Below are 20,987 nucleotides of genomic sequence, written 5' to 3' on the forward strand. Positions count from 1 at the left end.
TAACTCTAATAAGGATAACTATATGAATATCAAATTATCTCAGCATTTACCAAAGACCCATACGCAGAAAATCCTGAAAAAAGAAGCCAAAAGTAAAGACGATGCTTGTCTGGTTGTATTGGTCGATGACAAGAAAAATATTCTGGCTGAATCTGTGCTGACCGAATATACCACTCGTATTGAGCAGCTGATTGAAGTATCACATTTTAAGGGTACTACCTGTGAGACTGTTGCTGACTATGCGCTGGCAGGTGATAAAAAAACCACTAAGCAAAACCCTGTACAACTGCTATTGGTCGGTGTAGGTAACACTGATAAGTTCAACAATACAGTACTGCAAAAAATCGCCAATACCATCTATAGCAGCACACAAAAGCGTGTGTCTTCTATCACTGTTGCCTTGGGTGATGCACTGGAAGAAAATCACTTTGGTCAATTCTCCCTTAATCTGTTGGCAGCTAGCTACCGCTTTGACAAGTATAAGTCTGAGCAAGCAAGTCCTGTATTGACCGATGTTTATCTATTAGCGGATGAGTCACTACAGCCTGCACTTGCCTTCGCTCAGTCAGTATTTGCTGGTCAGAGCCTGACTCGTGATGTAGCCAATGAGCCTGGCAATATTTGCTTCCCAGCTTATATGGCTGAACAAGCTCAAGAGCTTGCGAAAACGTATCCTGACCTATTAACCGTGAAGGTACTAGGTGAGGACGAGATGTCAGCGCTAGGTATGCATTGCTTCTTGGCCGTTGCACAAGGCTCTACCAAAGAAGGTAAGCTGGTGCTCATGGAGTACCGTGGCAAATCAGAATTTAGTTCAAATGCAGGCACTACCGAGCAAACCACTAGCAACGCAAAAGTAAGTGGTCTAAAGGCTTTAGCCGATAAACTACCAACCAAAAAGTCAGCTAAAAATGCAAGTAAAAATAGCAATGACAATGCACAAGCGGCCAATGACGACGCACCTATCGTATTAGTCGGTAAAGGGGTGACTTTTGATTCAGGCGGTATCTCAATCAAGCCAGGTGCGGCGATGGATGAGATGAAGTTTGATATGGGTGGTTCGGCGTCAGTACTTGGTACAATCAAAGCCTTATGTGAAGCGCGTCTACCAATCAACGTCGTTGGTGCGCTAGCCTGTGCTGAAAACATGCCATCAGGTGATGCAACGCGTCCAGGCGATATCGTCAAAGCGATGAATGGTAAATCAGTTGAAATCTTGAATACTGATGCCGAAGGTCGCTTGGTACTAGCAGATACCTTGTGCTATGTGCAGCGTTATCAGCCAAAAGCCATCATCGATGTTGCTACCTTGACTGGCGCTTGTGTGGTTGCACTAGGCCATGTTCGTTCAGCCGTATTTAGTAATGATGAAGACGTCCTGTTTGATTTAGAAAATGCCAGCAACCTATCAGGCGATCTTATTTGGCATATGCCTTTAGATGACGAATATCAAGCTCAGCTTGACTCACCAATCGCCGATATGCAAAACATTGGTGGTAAAGGTGCTGGTGCGGTAACTGCGGCCTGCTTCTTATCGCGTTTCATTGAAGAAGGTCAAGCATGGGCGCATTTAGACATCGCTGGTACTGCATGGAATTCAGGCAAAGACAAAGCAGCTACTGGACGTCCTGTACCATTGTTTATGCAATATCTAAAAAACAGTGTAGAGATGGCTTAATTCATTTATGAAAATTAGTTTTTATGTATTAAGTGAGAGTAAGGCCCAAGATTTCTTGGGCTTTATTTGTCAGCTGACTCAAACGGCGCTTAACAAAAGCGCTCAGTCTTTGCTGATTTTAATTGAAGATGAGACATTACTATCAAATCTAGATACGGCACTTTGGTCACAAGACTCCACGAGTTTTATACCACATCAATGTCTTTCTGATAATGACAATAAAAGTACCAATGATAGAGATACTGATGATAGCAATATCAACATTAGTACTCATAAATCATTAGCGCCTGTACTGCTAGGCAATCATATGCCAGCTGATTTTAATGGTATCGTGCTCAATACGACGACACGTCCCGTCAACGATTTTATGGCTGCTACCAATAATTCAAAACCCTCTCGAGTCCTTGAGCTGATCCAACCTGATGCTACAAGTACACAAGAAGGTCGCAATAAATATAAAGCCTACCAGCAATTAGGTTATGATTTGACCCACTTTAAGGTGTAACTCTGCCGTTTACTTTCCCTTCATCTCTTACAGCGAAATGTCTTCCTACCTATATATCACTGCCTATATCGCTGCTTTTACTCTCCTATAAATGAGGTATTCTGAGTAGCTAGCCCTTGCCTATAAGTGCTGCATTCTTTTTATACTAGTTGTATAACTCTACTACCCCTCGGTTTGCACGCAACTGCTACTGCTACTGCTACTGCTACTGCTACTGCTACTGCTACTGCTATGAGTGGTATGCGAATATGTCAAAAAATGCTACCATTCTTCGATAAATTTTCTGTTGTGACAATTCACTTACTTTTAACGGACTTGAGGGTGTACAGATGCGTTCATTAATTGCGATGTACCAGCGTATAGGGCTGGTGCCGCTTATTATTATTGGTTTGGTGTTAGGGGTATTGATTGGTTGGCTAGCGCCAAGTATCGGCACCGCCATAGGGTTGCTCGGTACACTCTTTGTCGGCGCACTAAAAGCAGTCGCTCCTATCCTAGTATTTATTCTGGTTATGGCAGCCATTAGTCAACATCGCAGTGGTAATGAAGTCTACGTAAAGCCGGTGCTTATCATGTACATGTTCGGCACTTTTTTGGCAGCGCTAACAGCAGTCGGTGCCAGCTTTTTATTCCCGACTGAGCTGGTCTTGATCAACGCCGATATCGCGCAAGTACCACCTGCTGACCTAAAAGAAGTCTTGACGAACTTGCTCATGAACTTGGTCGCCAATCCGATCAATGCAATCGCTGAAGCCAACTATATTGGTATCTTAGCATGGGCAATTATTATCGGTTTTGCATTGCGTCAAGCCAGTGATACTGCTCGTAATGTCGTTGGCGATTTCGCTGATGCCATCTCACAAGTGGTTAAATGGATTATTGCTTTAGCCCCATTTGGTATCTTAGGCCTAGTCGCTAGCACGGTTGCTGAGACAGGCTTTGCTTCTTTGGCAGGCTACGCACGTATTTTGATGGTATTAATCAGCTGCATGTTATTCATTGCGTTGGTCGCCAATCCGCTTATCGTCCTTATTAAAACGGGTAAAAATCCTTATCCACTCGTGTTCAGATGTCTACGCGAATCAGGAATTACTGCCTTCTTTACACGTAGTTCAGCGGCCAATATTCCAGTCAACATGAACCTTGCCCGTAAGCTTGGATTGCATGAAGACACTTATTCGGTGACCATTCCACTAGGTGCCACTATAAACATGGCTGGTGCTGCGATTACGATTAACGTATTAACGCTTGCTGCTGCTCATACGTTGGGTATCGAAGTGACGTTTGCATCAGCGCTGCTACTCAGTCTGGTTGCTACGATTAGTGCTTGCGGTGCTTCTGGTGTTGCTGGTGGTTCGTTGCTATTGATTCCACTCGCTGCTAGCTTATTTAGCATTCCAAATGATATCGCTATGCAAGTGGTTGCGATTGGCTTTATCATCGGTGTGATTCAGGATTCAGCTGAGACTGCCTTGAACTCTTCTACTGATGTATTATTTACAGCAGCAGCTGACCCTACTTATTCGCGTTAATTTTTGCTGAAGTGTTTTATATAGACATAAAAAAAGGGCCTTTATAGGGCCCTTTTTTTACGCGTTATCTTGATTGTTAGTTTACTTTAGATTATCTATATCGACTTCGATGACTGGTGTTTGCTGCTCTATTTGACGTTTAAGTTGGCGCAGTTGCTCAACCTCATCTAACAGCTCAAGTATCAATCCAATGGCAGGTACGCTGGCTTCAAAATCACGACTCAATCGCGATGCACGGCGCACTGTCGTCAGCTGATAACCAGTAAATTTTTCATGCTCTGGTACATCATATTCAATGATATTTTCTTCGATTAATTCGATGACCCATTGGCGCTCTTGGCCACAGGCAGAGACCAGTTCATCTAAGCTCATGATGATGTCTGTAAATTCAGTCGAGTGGTTCATAGCTATTATCCTCGTTTTCTCTTTATTTCATCGGTATCGTATTCATCTCTGCTATTCGTTTATTACTTCAGTAATAAGTAACGGTTATTCATAATCTTGTTTAACGACTAATATTGGTATCAGCAAAGGCTTGTTTTAGCTGCTCATAAGCCTGTATCGACGCATCGTTACTGACATCAGGATTGACGATATTTAAAGTTAGATACAGGTCACCTGCTTGCTTGGCAGGGATACCTTTTCCTTTGAGACGTAAATTGCTACCGGACTTGCTATTCTTAGGAATGGTCACACCAAGCGTACCTGCTGGTGTACTGACATTGATTTTTTCACCCAATGCCGCTTCCCATGGTGCAATATTCACAGTTTGATAAACGTCTGCGCCTTCTATACGAATATTGGCATCATGACGAATTTTAACCTTCAAAAACAAATCGCCATTTTTGCCATTACTGCTACCAGCAGCGCCTTGCCCTGCCAAACGAACTTGCTTACCGTCAGTGATACCTTTAGGAATTTTTATCTTAAGGGTTTTATTATCGTAGTCGACATTACCATTGGGCTGACGAACAGGGACGTTTAGCTTAATGCTGTAGTCGTCGCCACTATAGACTGAAGACAAATCAACAGTAATCTCAGCATGCTGATCCTGACCTTTGCTATCTTGCGTCCCAAAGCCACCACCAAATTGATCGAAGCCGCTGCTTTGAGAGCGACTGCCGGTTTGCCCACCAGCTGACCCACGTGCGCCGCGACCAAATGCTGAAAAAATATCATCGAAGCGAAAACCACCATCACCAAAGGCTTCACCGTCGCCAAACTGATCTTTGATATCTTCCCAGCGAAAACCACCTTGACCTGCGCCAGTTTGCCCACTGCCACCAAACCCACTTGATCTACTTTGACCTGCAAACGGATTATTTAGCATAGCATCATACTCAGCGCGCTTTTCTTTATCTCTGATCGTTTCGTAAGCGTTGTTTATTTCTGCAATTTTATTATCAGCGTCTGGATGATCACTAACATCGGGATGATACTGACGAACAAGCTTGCGGTATTTTTTTTTGATATCAGCGTCTGAGGCGTCTTTTTTGACCCCTAAAATGTCATAGTAGCTTTTCTCTGCCATGTTATTTTCCCCAAAATAAAAACATATTAGTGGTATCAGTCTGCCAACTTCAAACGATACGGTATAAACGGCTACTAGATTCTGCTATAGCAGTTTTTGTAGCCTACTTATCATCATAGCAATAATTACAACAAACACCGTTATATAAATATTACCAGTAGAGGTGCCAAGCAATATCTACAATATTCTGTAATACAGGTAAGCGAACGCTTTTACCTTGAGTTAGATTTTTTAAAAATTTAGTATTATCAGCTCTATATTGGAACTACAAGAATGCCAAAAATTTTCTATTTACAGGGTAGTAAGAATATAGCAAGGTTTTTTTACATTATATTATCTATTACTATTTGAGTTTTCATAACGATAATTATGCTATATCGATAGATTTGGTCTTTATATATTACCTATTTATATTGCGTTGTTGGCTTTCCAGTATTTTGTCGGCTTCTTTATGAGAATCACTCTTTATAAGTCTAATCTTAGTATCTACGTCATCATTATTTTTGCTAAAAAATAGTTATTTTTCCTTAAAAAACAGCTATTTGACCTCATGAGTTTTTTACACGGCAGTAATAATATGACAAGCTAGCTCTTGTAGAATCCCCTATTATTCATACTCATAGGGAGTATAGATAACGTAGGCAAGAGCATCTGTCTATTTTATTAATTGCTTAAAGGTATTAAATGTCTTATTTAATCAAGTCTTTGGTTGTCACTTTATCGCTACTACTTAGCACCACAGTTTTCGCAGCCAATACTAGTTACTACGGTAGTAAGTTTCATGGTAAGCGCACAGCTAGTGGCAGTATCTTCAATATGAACTCATTAACCGCTGCACATCGTACGTTACCGTTCGGCACGAAGGTACAAGTAACCAATCAAAAGACAAAGCAGAGCGTCGTTGTAAAAATCACGGACAGAGGACCTTTTATTAGAGGTCGTATCCTTGATTTATCAAAAGCCGCTGCTGGTGAAATAAACTGTCAGCTTTGTACGACCACGATGGAAATATTGTCGTACGGTGATGGCAAATATCGTAAGGAATAATGTAATAAAAAAGGGATGGCTTATGCCATCCCTTTTTTATGTCTGCTTATATAATTAACTATCTAGAATGCTTTATGCGAACTTAGCTTCCATCTCTTCTAAAGTCGTCATTGATAGTAGTAACTTCTCTTCATTATCACTATGCTGCTGCTGTAGTGCTGTTTGCTCATTGAGCAATACAAGCAAGTCAGACTTACGGCTCTCTTCATACAGATCTGTATCAGCCAGTTTTTCTTCAAGCGTCACGAGCTGCTTATCAATCTTAGCCAATGTCTTTTCTATTTCTTCTATCTCGCGGCGGATAGGTGCTGTCATTTTACGTTGTTCAGCGGCTAGCTTACGCTGCTCTTCTTTACTAAGTGCAGGTGTAGCAGCTTTACTATTTGATGAGTTATCAGATGCTTTATTACTTGCTTGGCTATTATCTGTTTCACGTGAAACGAACTTCTTACTCTCTTTTTTACTTTTTTTCTTACCAGTATTTTTATCTGATGCGTTCTCTTGCTTGCGCTTCTCTGCTAGCCATTTACCATAGTCACCAATGTCGCCATCGAACTCTTCGATAATACCATCGTGTACCAGATACAGCTCATCACAGACATTGGCTATCAGCTCTCGATCATGCGAGACCAGTACCACTGCACCTTTGAAACCTTGTAAGGCGATAGTCAATGCTTGACGCATTTGCAAGTCTAAATGGTTGGTTGGCTCATCGAGTACAAGGACGTTTGGACGTTGCCAGACGATCAGTGCCAAGGTCAAACGCGCGCGCTCGCCACCTGAGAATAGCTCGCTTGGTGTATCAATACGCTCACCGCGGAAGTCAAAGCTACCCAAAAACGAGCGTAGCATCGCATCAGAGGTTTTGCCCGCTAGGCGACGTAACATCTCTATAGGCGTTGCTTTGGCGTCTAGGATATCCATTTGATGCTGATTGAAATAGCCAAGCTTTAAGGTATCCGAAACACGATACTTCCCTTTTAGTACGCCAAGCTCACCGACTAATGCTTTAATCAGCGTTGATTTACCAGCGCCGTTCATACCCAATAAGCCAAGACGGGTATCAGGTGTCACCTGTACATTGGCATTGTGTAGAAGCGGTGTCTCACTATAGCCAATATCTGCGTTGGTCAGCTCAATCAGCGGTGAGCTCATGTTTGCTGGCTCATAGAATTGGAACGAGAACGGATTGTCAGCCATCATTGGTGACAGCTCTGCCATGCGCTCTAACTGCTTAATACGGCTCTGTGCTTGCTTAGCTTTACTGGCTTTAGCACGGAAACGACGAATAAAGTCATCCAAGTGAGCCTTGGTCGCTTCTTGCTTTTCAAACGCTTGCTGCTGCTGCGCCATACGCTCGTGACGGGTACGGATAAACTGCTGATAGTTACCGGTATATAGGGTAATTTTTTGTTGCTCTACATGCAGGATATGACCGACTGTCGCATCTAAGAACGCTTGGTCATGCGAGATGACGATGACCAGACCCATGTAGGCATTGATCCATGTTTCAAGCCACAGGATAGCGTCCAAGTCCAAATGGTTGGTTGGCTCATCGAGTAACATCAGATCAGCACGGCTCATCAAGGTTTTGGCGAGGTTTAAGCGCATACGCCAACCACCAGAAAACCCTTCTACTGGCAGTTCATGCTGGCTAGTCTTAAAACCAAGACCTGCCATAATTTGTGCTGCTTTGGTCGGCGTACGATATCCGTCGATTTCATCGAACTGCTGGTGTAGCACACCAATTTGCTCATCACTGACACTGCTCAAATCATTTAGTGCAGCATTAATTTCATACCACTGCTCATCACCGCTCAATACATAATCGATTGCAGACTGCGTCGTAGCACCAACTTCCTGTGCCATGTGCGCCACATGCCAGCTATCAGGAATACTGACTTCACCTTTATCAAGGGTGACCTCTGTATCGCCTGTACCCATCTGCGTCAGTAATAGCGCAAATAAGGTAGATTTGCCTGTGCCGTTGTTGCCCGTCAGTCCAACTTTGTGACCTGGATGGAGCTGAAAGCTTGCACCTGCAAACAATTCACGACCATCACGGCGAACACCAACGTCTTTAAATTCGATCATATAATTTCTTCATCTCAACAATAATATAGATATAGGGCAATAAGAAACACACATAGGGTATGCCAACTGGCGGCTATTATTTCAAACGCTTGCCCCATAGGCAAACAATTAAATAACTATTTCAAAACTAAGTATTTATTACGCTAAGCACCTTAAGTTGCACAAGCGACTCTTGAGCTCATACATGGTTGTTACTATTATAAAGGTTATGGCCGTAAAATACCGTAATATGACTAATAAGCTTTAAGACTGCCTAATATTACTAAGTAGTGTTTTATATAATCACACCCTATTATTTTCAGTCTGGTTATTGGTTTAGCCCATTGACGCAGTTATTTTAAACAACTCAACATCAAAATTAGACCACTGCTATTTATTAGTAAAATTCAGTAGTTGCATCACTCTTGACAAACGAATCAGCACCCCCATTATGATATACTGCTAAAAGATAAGTGCCCACTATCAATAGAGCCAATAAAATATTGTGGTGGCACAAATACTATTTTGAAATTGTACAAACAGCTTATAATGCACCAATAGCTTTGCCATAATGACAGCACCCAATTAAATCAAACGCCGTGCGTATCTTTATTTGCAAGTACCCTATTGCAAACCCAAACAGGACGACGACCGCATTTGATCCTAGCAACTGAGGTAGATATGAACGAATCAGCCAACCAATTTAGTCCAAGCTCAAGCCAGCCAGTAGACCCAACCGTATTAAGCCTAACTGATAGTGCGGCGCAAAAAGTACGCCGTCTACGCGAAGAAGAAGGCGATAGCGATCTTATGTTACGTGTCTATGTGACAGGTGGCGGTTGTTCTGGTTTCTCTTACGGGTTTAACTTTGCCAACGATCTAAACGAAGACGACGCCAATTTTGATAATGGTGATGTGACGTTAGTCGTCGATTCGCTAAGCTATCAATACTTGCAAGGCTCTACCGTTGACTACACCGAAGGACTGGAAGGGGCACGTTTTGTTGTGACCAATCCAAATGCCACGACCACTTGCGGCTGCGGTTCGTCATTCTCTATATAAGCTAAATAGACGCGGTCGCGCTATGATTATCAAGATAATGCGATAGTGTGCCAATACTATGTCAAATGGCTTGTAGGCATAATGAACAAAGCATCTATCTCTCAGGTAGATGCTTTTTTTATCAAACTGTCTTGATAGAATAACGCTATATTCGAGATGAATTTGTATTAAAAACAGGGTCAAAATCCTCACAAATCGTGTTGCCTAAAGCTTATCGTATTTGTAATTGTCCGTGGTTTTCAAGACAGCTTTAAGCTAAACTGACGGAATTATTAACCTAACATTTACCTATTTTATGGACAAACGCTTATCGTGTTTTGATCCGCCATAATAAATAACAATAGATGACTATTATGAGTAATTTTGCGAGTAGCTTTGTTAATTTCGAAATCCCTAATTGGTTTGATAGCCAACACTTAACGGGTATGCTCCGCGGTATTGAAAAAGAGGGCCTGCGCGTAAAGCCTGATGGTTTCTTGGCCCAGACCCCGCATCCAGCCAAACTTGGGTCAAAGCTTACCCACCCTTTTATCACTACCGATTACTCAGAAAGCCTGCTTGAGCTCATCACCGAACCAAAGTCTTCACCAAAAGAAACCCTCAATATGCTGCGCCAATTGCACGTATTGGTCTATCAAGGCATACCTGAAGGTGAGCTGATGTGGCCATTATCGATGCCATGCATGTTGTCTTCTAAAGATGAGGATATCCCACTAGCTGATTATGGTAGCTCTAATACGGGTAAGCTAAAAACCCTATATCGTAGTGGCCTTGGTATTCGCTATGGTCGCCGCATGCAGACGATTGCTGGTTTGCATTACAACCTGTCTTTTGGTGATACGTTGTTTGAAACATGGCAAGCCAAAACACCGACTGCACAAAGCCAAACGTTGACAGAGTTCAAAAACGAAAAATACCTAGGGCTGATTCGTAACTTTAAACGTCTGACCAGCCTTGTTTTATATTTGCTAGGTGCCAGTCCAAGCGTATGTCCTTGTTTCTTGGCAGGGCGTGAGCACGATTTAGAATTGCTTAATGATTCGACTTATTACAAACCTGCGGCGACTAGTCTGCGTATGGGCAAGCTTGGCTATACCAATAGCGTGCAAGAGCAGCTTGATATCCGTTATAACTATCTGCCAGAGTATGTCGATGGTCTACGCCGTGCCATCCAAACACCGCACGAAAGCTTTGCTAAGCTTGGCCTAGAAGACGAAGATGGCACTCCGATCCAAATCAACAATCATATTCTACAAATAGAAAACGAGTACTACAGCCCTATTCGTCCTAAACAAATCGCGATGAGCGGTGAAACACCGACCGAAGCGCTTGAGCGTCGCGGTATCGCCTATGTCGAGTTCCGTGCTATCGATCTTGACCCATATAGTGACGTAGGTATTCGCCTATCTAGTGCTTGCTTCTTGGAAGTGATGGCGCTGTATTGCCTGTTCAGTGACTCCCCAGACCTGCTACCTGAAGAAGAAGACACGCTCGCTATCAATCTTGAGCGGGTGGTCAATGAAGGTCGCCGTGATGACTTGCATATTATCAATAATGGCCAAGAGCAGTCACTCGAAAGCTGGATGCTCACTCATCTAGAACGTATGCAGCCGCTTGCTGCACTGCTTGATGCTCACTATGGTGGTAACGATTACCGCGCGGCCGTAGCATTGATGCAAGGCAAAGCAGGACACTCTGAGTCGACTATCTCTGCACAAGTAAATTCTGACAGTAAACGCTTAGGCAGCTTATGGCAGCTTGGATTTACGTTGGCTCAGCAGCATCGCGAGTCTTTACTACAGCAGACACTTAGTCCAAACACTCAAGCTAAATACGAAGTATTGGCAGAAAAATCTATCTTGCAGCAAGCTGAGATTGAGCAATCTGAAACAGAAGACTTTGCGGAATTTTTACAGCAGTATCGCTAAGTTGCTAGTTATTAATTGCTAAGTCCTGACTGTGACATTTTGACTGCTTAATCTTGATTGCTACCTCACATCTATTATAGATAAACCCATAAGAGTAACCGCACAATGCGACAGCTAACCACTTACCGTAACCTGCAAGTATTTTTGGTGATAATGGCCATCATAGGCATGAGTTTTGCGCTGTTCTATTTACAGCGTCATCTAGGGCTTTCACCTTGCCCGCTCTGTATTTTTCAGCGTGTTGGTCTAATCGTCATGGGCGGTTTTGCCCTCATATCAGCGTTGTTTAATCCTAAATCTAAAGTGATAAGACTACTGCTATGGCTTGGTAGTCTAGTAGGTATTGGTTGGGCAACTGCAGTAGCAGCGCGCCATGTATGGCTGCAACACCTGCCTGCTGACCAAGTACCTTCTTGTGGTCCAGGACTGAACTATTGGCTTGATACCCTCCCTATCCTACAAGTATTCAAAGAAGTATTTGCAGGATCTGGCGAATGCGCCTCTGTTGATTGGACGCTTATGGGATTAAGTATTCCTGAGCAGTCGTTGATTCTATTTAGTGTGCTGCTAATCGTACATGTGTTAATATTAATGCGTATCGTAAAGTCTGCTAATTAAGATCGTATGACTCAATAAGACGTTAAGTTTCTTTCTTACTTCTGCTTTTAAAACAGACATTGCTATCTTCGATACAATGTCTGTTTTTTTATCTACTATTAACCCGCCCTTACAAACCATATTAGCGATACCTATAGGACTTTCTACTACCAACTTATGTCTTTTAGATATATGGGCAACAACAAAAAGCCCACAGAGATATTTTTAAGCCTTTGATATCTTTACTCAGCTTACCTTATAAACGGATAAGCATTAGATATTTGTCGCTTTCTACTCATAAGCTATCTGTATTTTGAATATAAGATAATGCTATCAAGTTCTTAATTTATATTATTACTACGCGCCCATGCCTTATTATCCTTATCTTTGACAATGGCTTTACGTTGTCGATAGTATAGATGAGCTTGAAAAATACTTGTTAAAAACTGTTTTTGGTATGACCATGATATATTTTGCTCCCGTTCGCTCTACTACGCTTGCTATCGTAAAACGGTGGCGTCCTTCGTTACTTGTAGCGTCACTATGCGTGCTACTCGTAGGCTGTGATAGTGCCTCGTCCAATACCGATAAAGACATGGTATCTACGTTCGCGTCGACTGGTTCTGAATCGCAGGCGGCTTCACACTCATTGCAAGATGACAATGCTAAAAATGCTGAGCTAGCGAGTGATGATGAGACAGGCGAGATGGTGGAAGGGCAATCGCTGATTGCTGCTGCTCAGTCAAATAAGGATACCTATGCAGACAGCTCTATGGAGCGATCAGAAGCGAAAAGCAGTATGCTGCAAGCAACATTGATGGGCGATTACGGCGGCATGGTCTCTTGTACAGATTGCGACAGTATCGATGTCACATTGAACTTATTCGCCGATGGTTCCGTACTAAAAGCAAGTTATTATCATAATCCTGAAAAACCAAAAACACCCCTACTCGAATCCGGTATCTACCGACAAGACAATGACAAAATCACCATTGTCTATGAAGGAAAAAATATCGAGACCTACCATATCCAAGACAATCACTTGATACGGATTGATGAGCACGATAATTTAGAGGATGACTATACGTTATCTCGCAAATAAAAGCGTCATCATGCTAACTATTAGTTGGCGTATCGCTGCATACTAAAATAACCAAATTGTATTAGCTACATAGCGCCTACTTGTTAGGCGTTTTTTATTGGTCATCGAACAGGGTTTACTTTACAATGATTGCTTGTTTGCCCAGCTGATGTATTGGTCGTTGTTTATCAAAGTGGTTATTTTTACTGATGATAGCTAGGCACCTCATACTTTATTTTATCAGCTCTCTATTCTTTTCATTCAAGCGCGTACGGAACGTCTATGCATATTCATATTCTTGGTATTTGTGGTACTTTTATGGGCTCACTGGCATTGCTAGCACGTGCGCTTGGACATACGGTCACGGGTTCAGATGCCAATGTCTATCCTCCTATGTCCACTCAGCTCGAAAATGCTGGCGTTACTATCGAAGAAGGCTATCTGGTAGAGCACTTGCAACCAACGCCAGACTTAGTCGTCGTTGGGAACGCGATGAAGCGCGGCATGGATGTGATTGAGTATATGCTAGATAATGGCTTGCGCTATACCTCAGGTCCGCAGTTCTTATCTGAGCAAGTATTGCAGTCACGCCACGTAATCGCCGTTGCAGGGACACATGGTAAGACCACAACCACGACTATGCTTGCATGGATATTACATTATGCTGGTATCGATGCAGGGTTTTTGATTGGCGGTGTGCCATTGGTTGATACGACTGACGAGCACTTACAGCAAGTGTTTGCCCATAGCAGCTATTTGGGTGCTGATAAAAGCGATGATGATAAATCTGGTTACTTTGTGATTGAAGCAGATGAGTATGATTCTGCGTTTTTTGATAAGCGTTCGAAGTTCGTTCACTATCGTCCGCGCACTGCTATTTTGAATAACCTTGAGTTTGATCATGCAGATATTTTTGCAGATCTCAATGCAATACAAACTCAGTTCCATCATATGGTGCGCATGATTCCAAGCACTGGCAAAATCATTATGCCAGCCGCGACCATTAGTCTAGAAGATACGCTAGAAAAAGGGGTTTGGACGCCTATTTGGCGTACTGCTGTCATCGACTCTACTTTAGCTGATACCAGCGAAAATGCGCGTGCTCTGAAAGATAGTAGCGATTGGCAGGCTGAGCTGATTCAAGAAGACGGTAGCCAGTTCAAAGTCAGTTTTGCCGCTAATGAAGATGCCTCTGCTATCGTAAACTGGTCAATGAGCGGTATCCATAACGTCAATAACGCTTTAGTTGCTGTAGCTGCTGCCTATGATGTTGGTGTCAGTGTTGAGACTGCTTGTGCTGCTTTATCAGATTTCGCTGGTATCAAGCGCCGGATGGAGCTGATTGGCGACGTCAATAACATCTTAGTCTTTGATGATTTTGCCCATCATCCAACAGCTATTACGACCACATTAGATGGTGCCAAAAAGAAGCTAGCTGATAGACGTATTTGGGCCATTATTGAGCCGCGTAGCAACACCATGAAAATGGGTATTCATCAAGACAGTTTGGCTCAATCAGCGGCACTTGCTGACTACACATTATGGTACGAGCCTACTGGTTTGGAATGGGGCTTAAAAGAAGTCATCGAACAAGCTAAGGCTACTAGCGACTCTATCGGCAACCAACAAGTGTTATCAAGCATTGACGCTATTATTGAGCATATCAGCAGTCATGCAAAAGCAGGTGATGCGATTGTGGTTATGTCAAATGGCGGTTTTGAAGGGATTCATCAGCGTTTATTAACCGCATTGCATAATGGTTAATGCTTCTAGCTAAGATAAAGAAGCAGCTCTTATAAAGAAATAACTCTTATAAAGAAATTGATCTTCTTATTCCCTTATATAAAAACGCAGTTCATCTAATAGATGGCTGCGTTTTTTATTTCTAATATTTATATGTCTTCACTATATGAGTTCAGCACTACAGGCACCACATTGATAAACGCTGTTAGCACCACTGCTACCTTTGTAACCTTTCGTTTACTTATTGCCCTTACTCGATAGCAAATCGGACTTTTTCCTCACATAGCCCCTACAGTAGTAACATTTTGTGCTTACTTTTGCGTCCGAGGAGTGTTTACAATAGATTTATCAAAACTTGTAACACATTATAAATATTAATAATATTAGGAGAATAACATGAGCTTTATTTGGATGATTATTGTAGGTTTAGTCGCAGGTTTATTAGCACGTGCTATCAAACCAGGTAACGACCCTATGGGTTGGATTATGACTATCGTATTGGGTATCGTTGGTGCAATGCTAGGTGGTTTCTTAGCTGGCCTAATCGGTATCAACGCTGATGGCGGTTTTACTGGTCTTATATTCTCAGTGATCGGTGCAATTATCTTATTGTTCTTGTATGAAATGATCGTAAATAAACGCCGTGCATAATTAGTCATAAGCCATGCATAATTAGTCATAAGCCATGCATAGTTTAGTCATAAATGATTACTAGCTAATTAGAATACTATATAAACAAAGCCTTGCGTTAAGCAGGGCTTTTTTATGTCATTTATCATCGAAATTTAGTCTTTCTATATGCATATAGCATCATATGACTGCGAAAGTATTGATAAGCATTACTTTTGTCCCCATTTATCTTATAATATCAACCCTATTTTGTCCTTATCATTGAGGTGAGCGTTATGGCACTACTCCCTATCTTAAGTTACCCAGATCCTCGCTTGCGTACTATCGCCAAGCCTGTCAAGGAAGTGACTGCTGAAATCAAAACCTTAATCGCAGACATGATCGAGACGATGTATGATGCTCAAGGCATCGGGCTTGCAGCCAGTCAAGTGGATCATCATATTCAGCTTATCGTTATGGACTTGTCTGAAGACAAAAGCTCTCCTAGAGTTTTTATCAATCCAAAAGTCACGCCACTGGTAGAAGAAAAGCAACCGTATGAAGAAGGCTGCTTATCTGTACCTGATGTCTATGACAAAGTCGAACGTCCTAATAAGGTCCGTATCGAAGCGTTAGACGGTAACGGTGAGGTCATCGACGAAGTCGTTGAAGGACTGCTTGCTGTTTGTATCCAACATGAAATGGATCACTTAAATGGCGTAATATTCGTTGACTACTTGTCTCGTCTTAAACAGACTCGTGCTCGTGATAAAGTCCGCAAAGTTCTTAAAATACGTGAAAAGCAAGAAGCTCAATCAGCAGAAAAACAGACACAAGCCGTCAATTCTTAAAGCTCTACTCTTTATTCTTATCTTTTTTATTTCGTCTTTATCCTTCACATAGTTACGTCTACAGTGAGTGTTAATATTTAGCATTCACTATTTGGCGATAACTTTTATAACCGATACAGTTTCCACAAAAGGTTTACTACTATGACAATGATCAAAATTGACCAATATTTTGAACCTGCCAGCTGGCAGAAATTTACCAAGGCTGCTGAAGGTCGCGAGACGCCTTTCTTAGTAGTTGACCTTAGTCGTATCGAAACCAAATACCATGAAATGGTAAGCCTGTTTCCTAATGCAAAACTGCATTATGCAATGAAAGCTAGCCCTGCGGTGGAAGTAATCGATCTACTAGCAAACCTTGGTTCTAACTTTGACTGTGCCTCTATTTATGAGCTTGATCGTGTGCTTGGTTGCGGCGTTGAGCCATCTCGTATCTCGTATGGCAACACAATTAAAAAAGCTGAGCATGTTAAATATGCCTTTGAAAAAGGCATCGATCTATACGCGACCGACTCAGAAGCAGATCTAAAAAACATTGCCAGACACGCTCCAGGCTCTAAAATATTTGTTCGCATCTTGGTTCAAGGCTCAGAGACAGCAGAATGGCCATTATCACGTAAGTTTGGTTGCCATCCTAATATGGCCATCGACCTACTGGTTCAAGCACGTGAGTTGGGCTTGGTTCCTTATGGTATCTCATTCCATGTCGGTAGCCAGCAAAAAGACGTCGCTGCATGGGATGATGCATTATCCAAAGTTAAATATATGTTTGACTGGATGAAAAACGAAGAAGGCATCAAGCTACAAATGATCAATTTGGGCGGCGGCTTCCCGACCAATTACATTAGCGAAGTCAATCCTATCAAAGTCTATGCGGAAGAAATTACCAGCTATCTGACTGATGACTATAATGATGACGAAATGCCGGAGATTATTCTAGAGCCGGGTCGTTCGTTGGTTGGTGGTTCAGGCGTATTGGTCAGTGACGTGGTACTGATATCTCGTAAATCTGATACTGATTTGACTCGTTGGGTATATACCGACGTTGGTCTATTCCAAGGCTTAATCGAAACGCTAGGTGAAGCTATCAAGTATCCTGTGTATACGCCTAAGATGGAAACGTCTACCAGTGAAGGCACAGTAGTACTGGCAGGTCCAACTTGTGACTCAACCGATATTATGTATGAAGAAGCAGGCTATCAGCTACCAGAAGAGCTTGAGATTGGTGATAAAATCTACTGGCTCACCACTGGTGCTTATACCAACTCTTACTCATCGGTAGAGTTCAATGGTTTCCCACCGCTAGAAGTGGTTTATATTGACTAGTACTTAATATTGCTCCACAAAAAAGCGCGGCACGGTTAATACCCGTGTCGCGCTTTTTTGTGCATAATGATTTGCTTGGTGAACTAATCAATCCGCAAAGAAATAGGCACGCTATTATGGTTATTAATAGTTCGGCTACCGTTACTAGCGCTACTACTTGAGTTTTGTGAAATCTGTCCAATCGTCACCCACTGTCCACGCGGCACGATAATCGTACTGTTCAATCTTTGACTTCGAATAGCATTGCTAGCACTGTTAGTAGAATTGTTAGTAGAACTCATTTTATTATAAGGTGAATTCGGCTGCACTAAGCTTTCTTCTACTTGGGATAGTTGTACTTCCACTTGCCCGCTAGGTAGCAATCTTGGTGTGACGGCAATCCCTTGTGTCGTTGGCAGTAGTATTTGCTGCTGAATCACAATCTGTGGTTTGAAGTTATCGTTAGCTGAACGATGATAAGTTGAATAGTTATTAGCATTATAGGTTTGAGTTAGCGAATAAAGCGTACCTGTGCTGATACTCGCCGCACTGCCAGATAGTGTTTGTACTTGATATAGATTACTACCCTGCTGCTGGCTGCTACGCTGACTAATAACCCCTGCACCTTGGATACCGCGATTGGTAATAATGACCTGACCCTGCTGAATATTGCCTTGCCCGCTACTACTATTGCCAACACGTACGGCGACCGCCAATGCCTGTGGCTGACGGTCAATCTGAGACAATAACTGCTGTACCGCCTGATAATTACGTGCCGTCGTTTGCAGTACCAATTTATCTTGATACGTAGTCACTGTTCCACCGTCGGAACTACTATTTAGTTGCTGCCTAACTGCAGGTAACAAACTAGCCCCACCATAAGTATGGATAACATAGGTTTGAGAGGTGCTGGCTTGTACGGTAATTGGTAGAACCGCTAGACTCAGTGCACCAACAGACAGACAGACACGGCTCGTAAGGTTGATGGTACAAATAGCACTAATCAGTCTATGACTAATATAACGTTTGATACTATTCATACCTGCTCCCTTATTACTATTAAGTCATCAGTTATCACGTTAAACTTGACCGTCAACTATAAATAGTCGTTAGTCACTTAATCCAAGCACGTCTTGCATATTGTACTGACCTACTTCTTGCTCAACGACCCAAGTTGCGGCACGTACTGCACCAGCGGCAAATGTCATGCGCGCGCGCGCACGATGGGTAATCTCGACCACTTCGCCATCTGCGATAAACATCACAGTATGATCACCTACGATTTCGCCACCACGTACTGCGTGAATACCAATTGTCCCAGATTCGCGCTCGCCAGTTTGTCCTTCGCGGCCATAGATAGCAACGTCTTTTAGGTTCTGTCCGCGCGCTTCTGCGACGGCTTCGGCCATCATATATGCGGTACCAGAAGGCGCATCAATTTTATGCTTATGATGGGCTTCGATGATTTCTACATCAGCATCATTTCCGAACGCTTTGGCAGCCATACCGAGTAGCTTCAATGATAAATTAACGCCTGTCGAATAGTTACCCGCATATACGATAGTTATTTTCTCACTTGCTTTTGCCAGTACTTGTTCTTGCTGTTCATTGAATCCTGTCGTCCCAATGACCATAGCGACGTTATGCTCAGCACAAACTTGCATGTTTTTTTCAGTAGCGTCAGGCAAGCTAAAATCAATCAGCACATCGATATCACTAATCACAGCGGCTAAGTCATCAACGATTTGTACATTTAAATGACCGATAGCAGCAACTTCGCCTGCATCAGCACCGACTAGGCTAGAGCCTTGACGCTCAATCGCTGCTTTTAATGTAGTTTGCGGGTTATTCTGTACTGCCTCGATTAGCATACGACCCATACGTCCGCCTGCACCGATTACCCCAACGTTGATAGATTTATTATTCGCTTGTTCGCTCATGTTTTTACCTTAGATGTTTTATATTTGGTGAAACTATTTTTGACTACCATTTATCGTAAGTTTAGCAAATATCATCCCACGAAGGGCTTTTTATACCATCAATAAAAAGCCCAAAGGTTTCATGTGAAACCTTTGGGCTTAGTTCAATATTAGCTACTTAGTTAAACTATTTCTTAATCGAACAAATCACCGATTTTTTTGAAGAATGACTTCTTATGTGGCGACTGTTGATGCTTGCTGTCGTCATCCAATGTGTCTTGGAATTGGCGTAATAAGTCTTTTTGCTCACGAGTCAGATTCACTGGCGTTTCAATAACCACACGGCAAATCAAATCACCTTTCATAGTAGTACGGACTGGCGTCACACCTTTGCCGCGTACACGCAGTAACTTACCACTTTGCGTACCTTCTGCCACTTTGATTTTTACTTTGCCATCTAAGGTTGGAATTTCGACTTCTTTACCCAATGCTGCATCAGTGATGCTTACTGGCACATCCATATATAGGTCAGCGCCTTGACGGGTAAAGACATTATGCTGTTTGACACGTACTTCGACATATAGATCGCCATTTTGTACGCCAGCGCCGCCCGCTTCACCTTCACCTGCTAGACGAACGCGATCACCATCATCGACGCCTGCAGGGATAGAAACTTCTAAGGTGCGTGATTTGTCTTTTACGCCGTTACCATGACAGTCTGAACAAGGGTTTTTGATCTGTTTACCAGTACCGCCGCAATGAGGACAGGCCTGCTGTACTGCAAAGAAACCTTGCTGCATACGTACTTGACCTTGGCCATGACAAGTCTGACAGGTGACCACATCGGACGCATTTTTTGCCCCTTTACCATCACAAGTATCACAAGGCGCAGGAGCCGTGAAACTGATTTCTTTTTTGCAGCCACGTACAGCTTCTTCTAATGTAAGCTCAATCACATAACGTAAGTCAGAGCCGCGACGCGAACGCCCACCGCCGCCGCCACGCTGCTGACCGAAGATATCACCGAAGTTACCAAAGATATCGCCAAAGATATCTTGGAAGTTGCCGCCACCTGCGCCGCCGAAGCCGCCGCCACCCATCCCGTTTTCAAAGGCTGCATGGCCCATACGGTCGTAGGCCGAACGTTTCTCTTCGTCGCTCAATACTTCATAAGCCATTGAAGCTTCTTTGAATTTGTCTTCCGAATCAGGATCATCAGAGTTGCGATCTGGATGGTATTTCATGGCAAGCTTACGGTAGGCTCGCTTAATTTCTTTGCTGTCAGCGGTCTTGCTGACACCTAATATTTCATAAAAATCGCGCTTACTCATGCTCTCTCCTATCGTCTTTACAGCCACACCGGTTCGTCAAATCATCAGCTCAATTGATAGTTGTCTTAATCTTATTCGTGATTCTTAGCTGATGGATATGTATAACGTTTCACATGAAACACAATAATTCACCATGCTATAGAACCATAATGCTTAGACTTAACCAACAAATACGGTGAAGGCTGCTTAGCCAAATCA

General features: G+C 42.7%; 18 protein-coding genes. 12 read left to right on the forward strand and 6 right to left on the reverse strand.

From position 1 onward, the window contains the following. Nucleotides 1-22: 22 nt before the first annotated feature. The 3 genes from ACIGBM_RS03050 to sstT all read left to right on the forward strand — a co-directional run bounded on the left by ACIGBM_RS03050 (nt 23) and on the right by sstT (nt 3,715). Nucleotides 23-1,678: a leucyl aminopeptidase gene (locus ACIGBM_RS03050; RefSeq protein WP_397476700.1), complete on the forward strand. Its 1,656-nt coding sequence runs from the start codon at nt 23-25 to the stop codon at nt 1,676-1,678. A gap of 7 nt (nt 1,679-1,685) precedes the next feature. Further along, entirely contained in the window at nt 1,686-2,183 is a 498-nt protein-coding gene (locus tag ACIGBM_RS03055; protein ID WP_397476701.1) for a DNA polymerase III subunit chi, read from the forward strand. 329 nt (nt 2,184-2,512) lie between these two features. After that, a complete protein-coding gene (gene sstT, locus ACIGBM_RS03060) occupies nt 2,513-3,715 on the forward strand; it encodes a serine/threonine transporter SstT (protein WP_057757687.1) in 1,203 nt (400 codons plus the stop codon). An 81-nt stretch (nt 3,716-3,796) separates the two neighbouring features. Here sstT and ACIGBM_RS03065 read toward each other — a convergent pair whose 3' ends face one another. Together ACIGBM_RS03065 and ACIGBM_RS03070 are read right to left on the reverse strand one after the other, a co-directional pair. Continuing rightward, complete coding sequence (locus tag ACIGBM_RS03065) at nt 3,797-4,120, reverse strand: chaperone modulator CbpM (RefSeq protein ID WP_102083164.1); 324 nt, start codon at nt 4,118-4,120, stop codon at nt 3,797-3,799. A 100-nt stretch (nt 4,121-4,220) separates the two neighbouring features. Beyond that, nucleotides 4,221-5,246, reverse strand: coding sequence for a DnaJ C-terminal domain-containing protein (locus ACIGBM_RS03070; RefSeq protein WP_397476702.1), 1,026 nt, complete (start codon nt 5,244-5,246; stop codon nt 4,221-4,223). Nucleotides 5,247-5,930: 684 nt separating this feature from the next. Between ACIGBM_RS03070 and ACIGBM_RS03075 the strand changes: the two genes are divergently transcribed. Further along, the gene (locus tag ACIGBM_RS03075; RefSeq protein ID WP_057757673.1) at nt 5,931-6,293 is read left to right on the forward strand and encodes a septal ring lytic transglycosylase RlpA family protein; all 363 of its coding nucleotides are present in this window, start codon (nt 5,931-5,933) and stop codon (nt 6,291-6,293) included. A gap of 72 nt (nt 6,294-6,365) precedes the next feature. Here the strand turns inward: ACIGBM_RS03075 and ACIGBM_RS03080 are convergent, their stop codons facing one another. Then, nucleotides 6,366-8,387, reverse strand: a complete 2,022-nt coding sequence (locus ACIGBM_RS03080; protein ID WP_397476703.1) for an ATP-binding cassette domain-containing protein — start codon at nt 8,385-8,387, stop codon at nt 6,366-6,368. A 660-nt stretch (nt 8,388-9,047) separates the two neighbouring features. Here ACIGBM_RS03080 and erpA point away from each other — a divergent pair. From erpA to ACIGBM_RS03120, 8 genes are all read left to right on the forward strand, one after another. Beyond that, the gene (erpA, locus tag ACIGBM_RS03085) at nt 9,048-9,428 is read left to right on the forward strand and encodes an iron-sulfur cluster insertion protein ErpA (RefSeq protein WP_057757666.1); all 381 of its coding nucleotides are present in this window, start codon (nt 9,048-9,050) and stop codon (nt 9,426-9,428) included. A 353-nt stretch (nt 9,429-9,781) separates the two neighbouring features. Then, nucleotides 9,782-11,356 (forward strand): glutamate--cysteine ligase, encoded by a 1,575-nt coding sequence (gene gshA / locus ACIGBM_RS03090; RefSeq protein WP_397476704.1) that lies wholly within the window; start codon nt 9,782-9,784, stop codon nt 11,354-11,356. 105 nt (nt 11,357-11,461) lie between these two features. Continuing rightward, nucleotides 11,462-11,974, forward strand: coding sequence for a disulfide bond formation protein B (locus ACIGBM_RS03095; RefSeq protein ID WP_057757661.1), 513 nt, complete (start codon nt 11,462-11,464; stop codon nt 11,972-11,974). A 442-nt stretch (nt 11,975-12,416) separates the two neighbouring features. Next, nucleotides 12,417-13,055 carry a copper resistance protein NlpE N-terminal domain-containing protein gene (locus ACIGBM_RS03100; RefSeq protein ID WP_397476705.1) on the forward strand — a complete coding sequence of 213 codons (639 nt, stop codon included), beginning with the start codon at nt 12,417-12,419 and terminating at the stop codon, nt 13,053-13,055. Nucleotides 13,056-13,316: 261 nt separating this feature from the next. Beyond that, on the forward strand, nt 13,317-14,798 hold the full coding sequence (gene mpl, locus ACIGBM_RS03105) for a UDP-N-acetylmuramate:L-alanyl-gamma-D-glutamyl-meso-diaminopimelate ligase (RefSeq protein ID WP_397476706.1): 1,482 nt from the start codon (nt 13,317-13,319) through the stop codon (nt 14,796-14,798). 375 nt (nt 14,799-15,173) lie between these two features. Beyond that, nucleotides 15,174-15,428 carry a GlsB/YeaQ/YmgE family stress response membrane protein gene (locus tag ACIGBM_RS03110; RefSeq protein ID WP_057757652.1) on the forward strand — a complete coding sequence of 85 codons (255 nt, stop codon included), beginning with the start codon at nt 15,174-15,176 and terminating at the stop codon, nt 15,426-15,428. 254 nt (nt 15,429-15,682) lie between these two features. Continuing rightward, nucleotides 15,683-16,237, forward strand: a complete 555-nt coding sequence (gene def / locus ACIGBM_RS03115; protein ID WP_057757649.1) for a peptide deformylase — start codon at nt 15,683-15,685, stop codon at nt 16,235-16,237. A 147-nt stretch (nt 16,238-16,384) separates the two neighbouring features. Then, entirely contained in the window at nt 16,385-17,560 is a 1,176-nt protein-coding gene (locus ACIGBM_RS03120) for a type III PLP-dependent enzyme (RefSeq protein ID WP_397476783.1), read from the forward strand. An 83-nt stretch (nt 17,561-17,643) separates the two neighbouring features. Here the strand turns inward: ACIGBM_RS03120 and ACIGBM_RS03125 are convergent, their stop codons facing one another. The 3 genes from ACIGBM_RS03125 to dnaJ all read right to left on the reverse strand — a co-directional run bounded on the left by ACIGBM_RS03125 (nt 17,644) and on the right by dnaJ (nt 20,789). Then, nucleotides 17,644-18,579, reverse strand: coding sequence for a hypothetical protein (locus tag ACIGBM_RS03125; RefSeq protein WP_397476707.1), 936 nt, complete (start codon nt 18,577-18,579; stop codon nt 17,644-17,646). A 69-nt stretch (nt 18,580-18,648) separates the two neighbouring features. Then, nucleotides 18,649-19,479 carry a 4-hydroxy-tetrahydrodipicolinate reductase gene (gene dapB, locus ACIGBM_RS03130; protein WP_397476708.1) on the reverse strand — a complete coding sequence of 277 codons (831 nt, stop codon included), beginning with the start codon at nt 19,477-19,479 and terminating at the stop codon, nt 18,649-18,651. A 173-nt stretch (nt 19,480-19,652) separates the two neighbouring features. Continuing rightward, nucleotides 19,653-20,789 carry a molecular chaperone DnaJ gene (dnaJ, locus tag ACIGBM_RS03135; RefSeq protein ID WP_057757637.1) on the reverse strand — a complete coding sequence of 379 codons (1,137 nt, stop codon included), beginning with the start codon at nt 20,787-20,789 and terminating at the stop codon, nt 19,653-19,655. Nucleotides 20,790-20,987: the final 198 nt, after the last annotated feature.

This window comes from Psychrobacter sp. NPDC077938, assembly GCF_044542635.1.
Lineage (GTDB): Bacteria > Pseudomonadota > Gammaproteobacteria > Pseudomonadales > Moraxellaceae > Psychrobacter.

Bases quoted from the DNA above. Each gene is read 5' to 3' on its own strand.
- dnaJ (WP_057757637.1), bottom strand. From the start codon at position 20,789: ATGAGTAAGCGCGATTTTTATGAAATATTAGGTGTCAGCAAGACCGCT.
- ACIGBM_RS03065 (WP_102083164.1), bottom strand. From the start codon at position 4,120: ATGAACCACTCGACTGAATTTACAGACATCATCATGAGCTTAGATGAA.
- ACIGBM_RS03075 (WP_057757673.1), top strand. From the start codon at position 5,931: ATGTCTTATTTAATCAAGTCTTTGGTTGTCACTTTATCGCTACTACTT.
- dapB (WP_397476708.1), bottom strand. From the start codon at position 19,479: ATGAGCGAACAAGCGAATAATAAATCTATCAACGTTGGGGTAATCGGT.
- ACIGBM_RS03070 (WP_397476702.1), bottom strand. From the start codon at position 5,246: ATGGCAGAGAAAAGCTACTATGACATTTTAGGGGTCAAAAAAGACGCC.
- ACIGBM_RS03055 (WP_397476701.1), top strand. From the start codon at position 1,686: ATGAAAATTAGTTTTTATGTATTAAGTGAGAGTAAGGCCCAAGATTTC.
- erpA (WP_057757666.1), top strand. From the start codon at position 9,048: ATGAACGAATCAGCCAACCAATTTAGTCCAAGCTCAAGCCAGCCAGTA.
- def (WP_057757649.1), top strand. From the start codon at position 15,683: ATGGCACTACTCCCTATCTTAAGTTACCCAGATCCTCGCTTGCGTACT.
- ACIGBM_RS03095 (WP_057757661.1), top strand. From the start codon at position 11,462: ATGCGACAGCTAACCACTTACCGTAACCTGCAAGTATTTTTGGTGATA.
- ACIGBM_RS03110 (WP_057757652.1), top strand. From the start codon at position 15,174: ATGAGCTTTATTTGGATGATTATTGTAGGTTTAGTCGCAGGTTTATTA.
- ACIGBM_RS03120 (WP_397476783.1), top strand. From the start codon at position 16,385: ATGATCAAAATTGACCAATATTTTGAACCTGCCAGCTGGCAGAAATTT.
- ACIGBM_RS03100 (WP_397476705.1), top strand. From the start codon at position 12,417: ATGATATATTTTGCTCCCGTTCGCTCTACTACGCTTGCTATCGTAAAA.
- sstT (WP_057757687.1), top strand. From the start codon at position 2,513: ATGCGTTCATTAATTGCGATGTACCAGCGTATAGGGCTGGTGCCGCTT.
- gshA (WP_397476704.1), top strand. From the start codon at position 9,782: ATGAGTAATTTTGCGAGTAGCTTTGTTAATTTCGAAATCCCTAATTGG.
- ACIGBM_RS03050 (WP_397476700.1), top strand. From the start codon at position 23: ATGAATATCAAATTATCTCAGCATTTACCAAAGACCCATACGCAGAAA.
- mpl (WP_397476706.1), top strand. From the start codon at position 13,317: ATGCATATTCATATTCTTGGTATTTGTGGTACTTTTATGGGCTCACTG.
- ACIGBM_RS03125 (WP_397476707.1), bottom strand. From the start codon at position 18,579: ATGAATAGTATCAAACGTTATATTAGTCATAGACTGATTAGTGCTATT.
- ACIGBM_RS03080 (WP_397476703.1), bottom strand. From the start codon at position 8,387: ATGATCGAATTTAAAGACGTTGGTGTTCGCCGTGATGGTCGTGAATTG.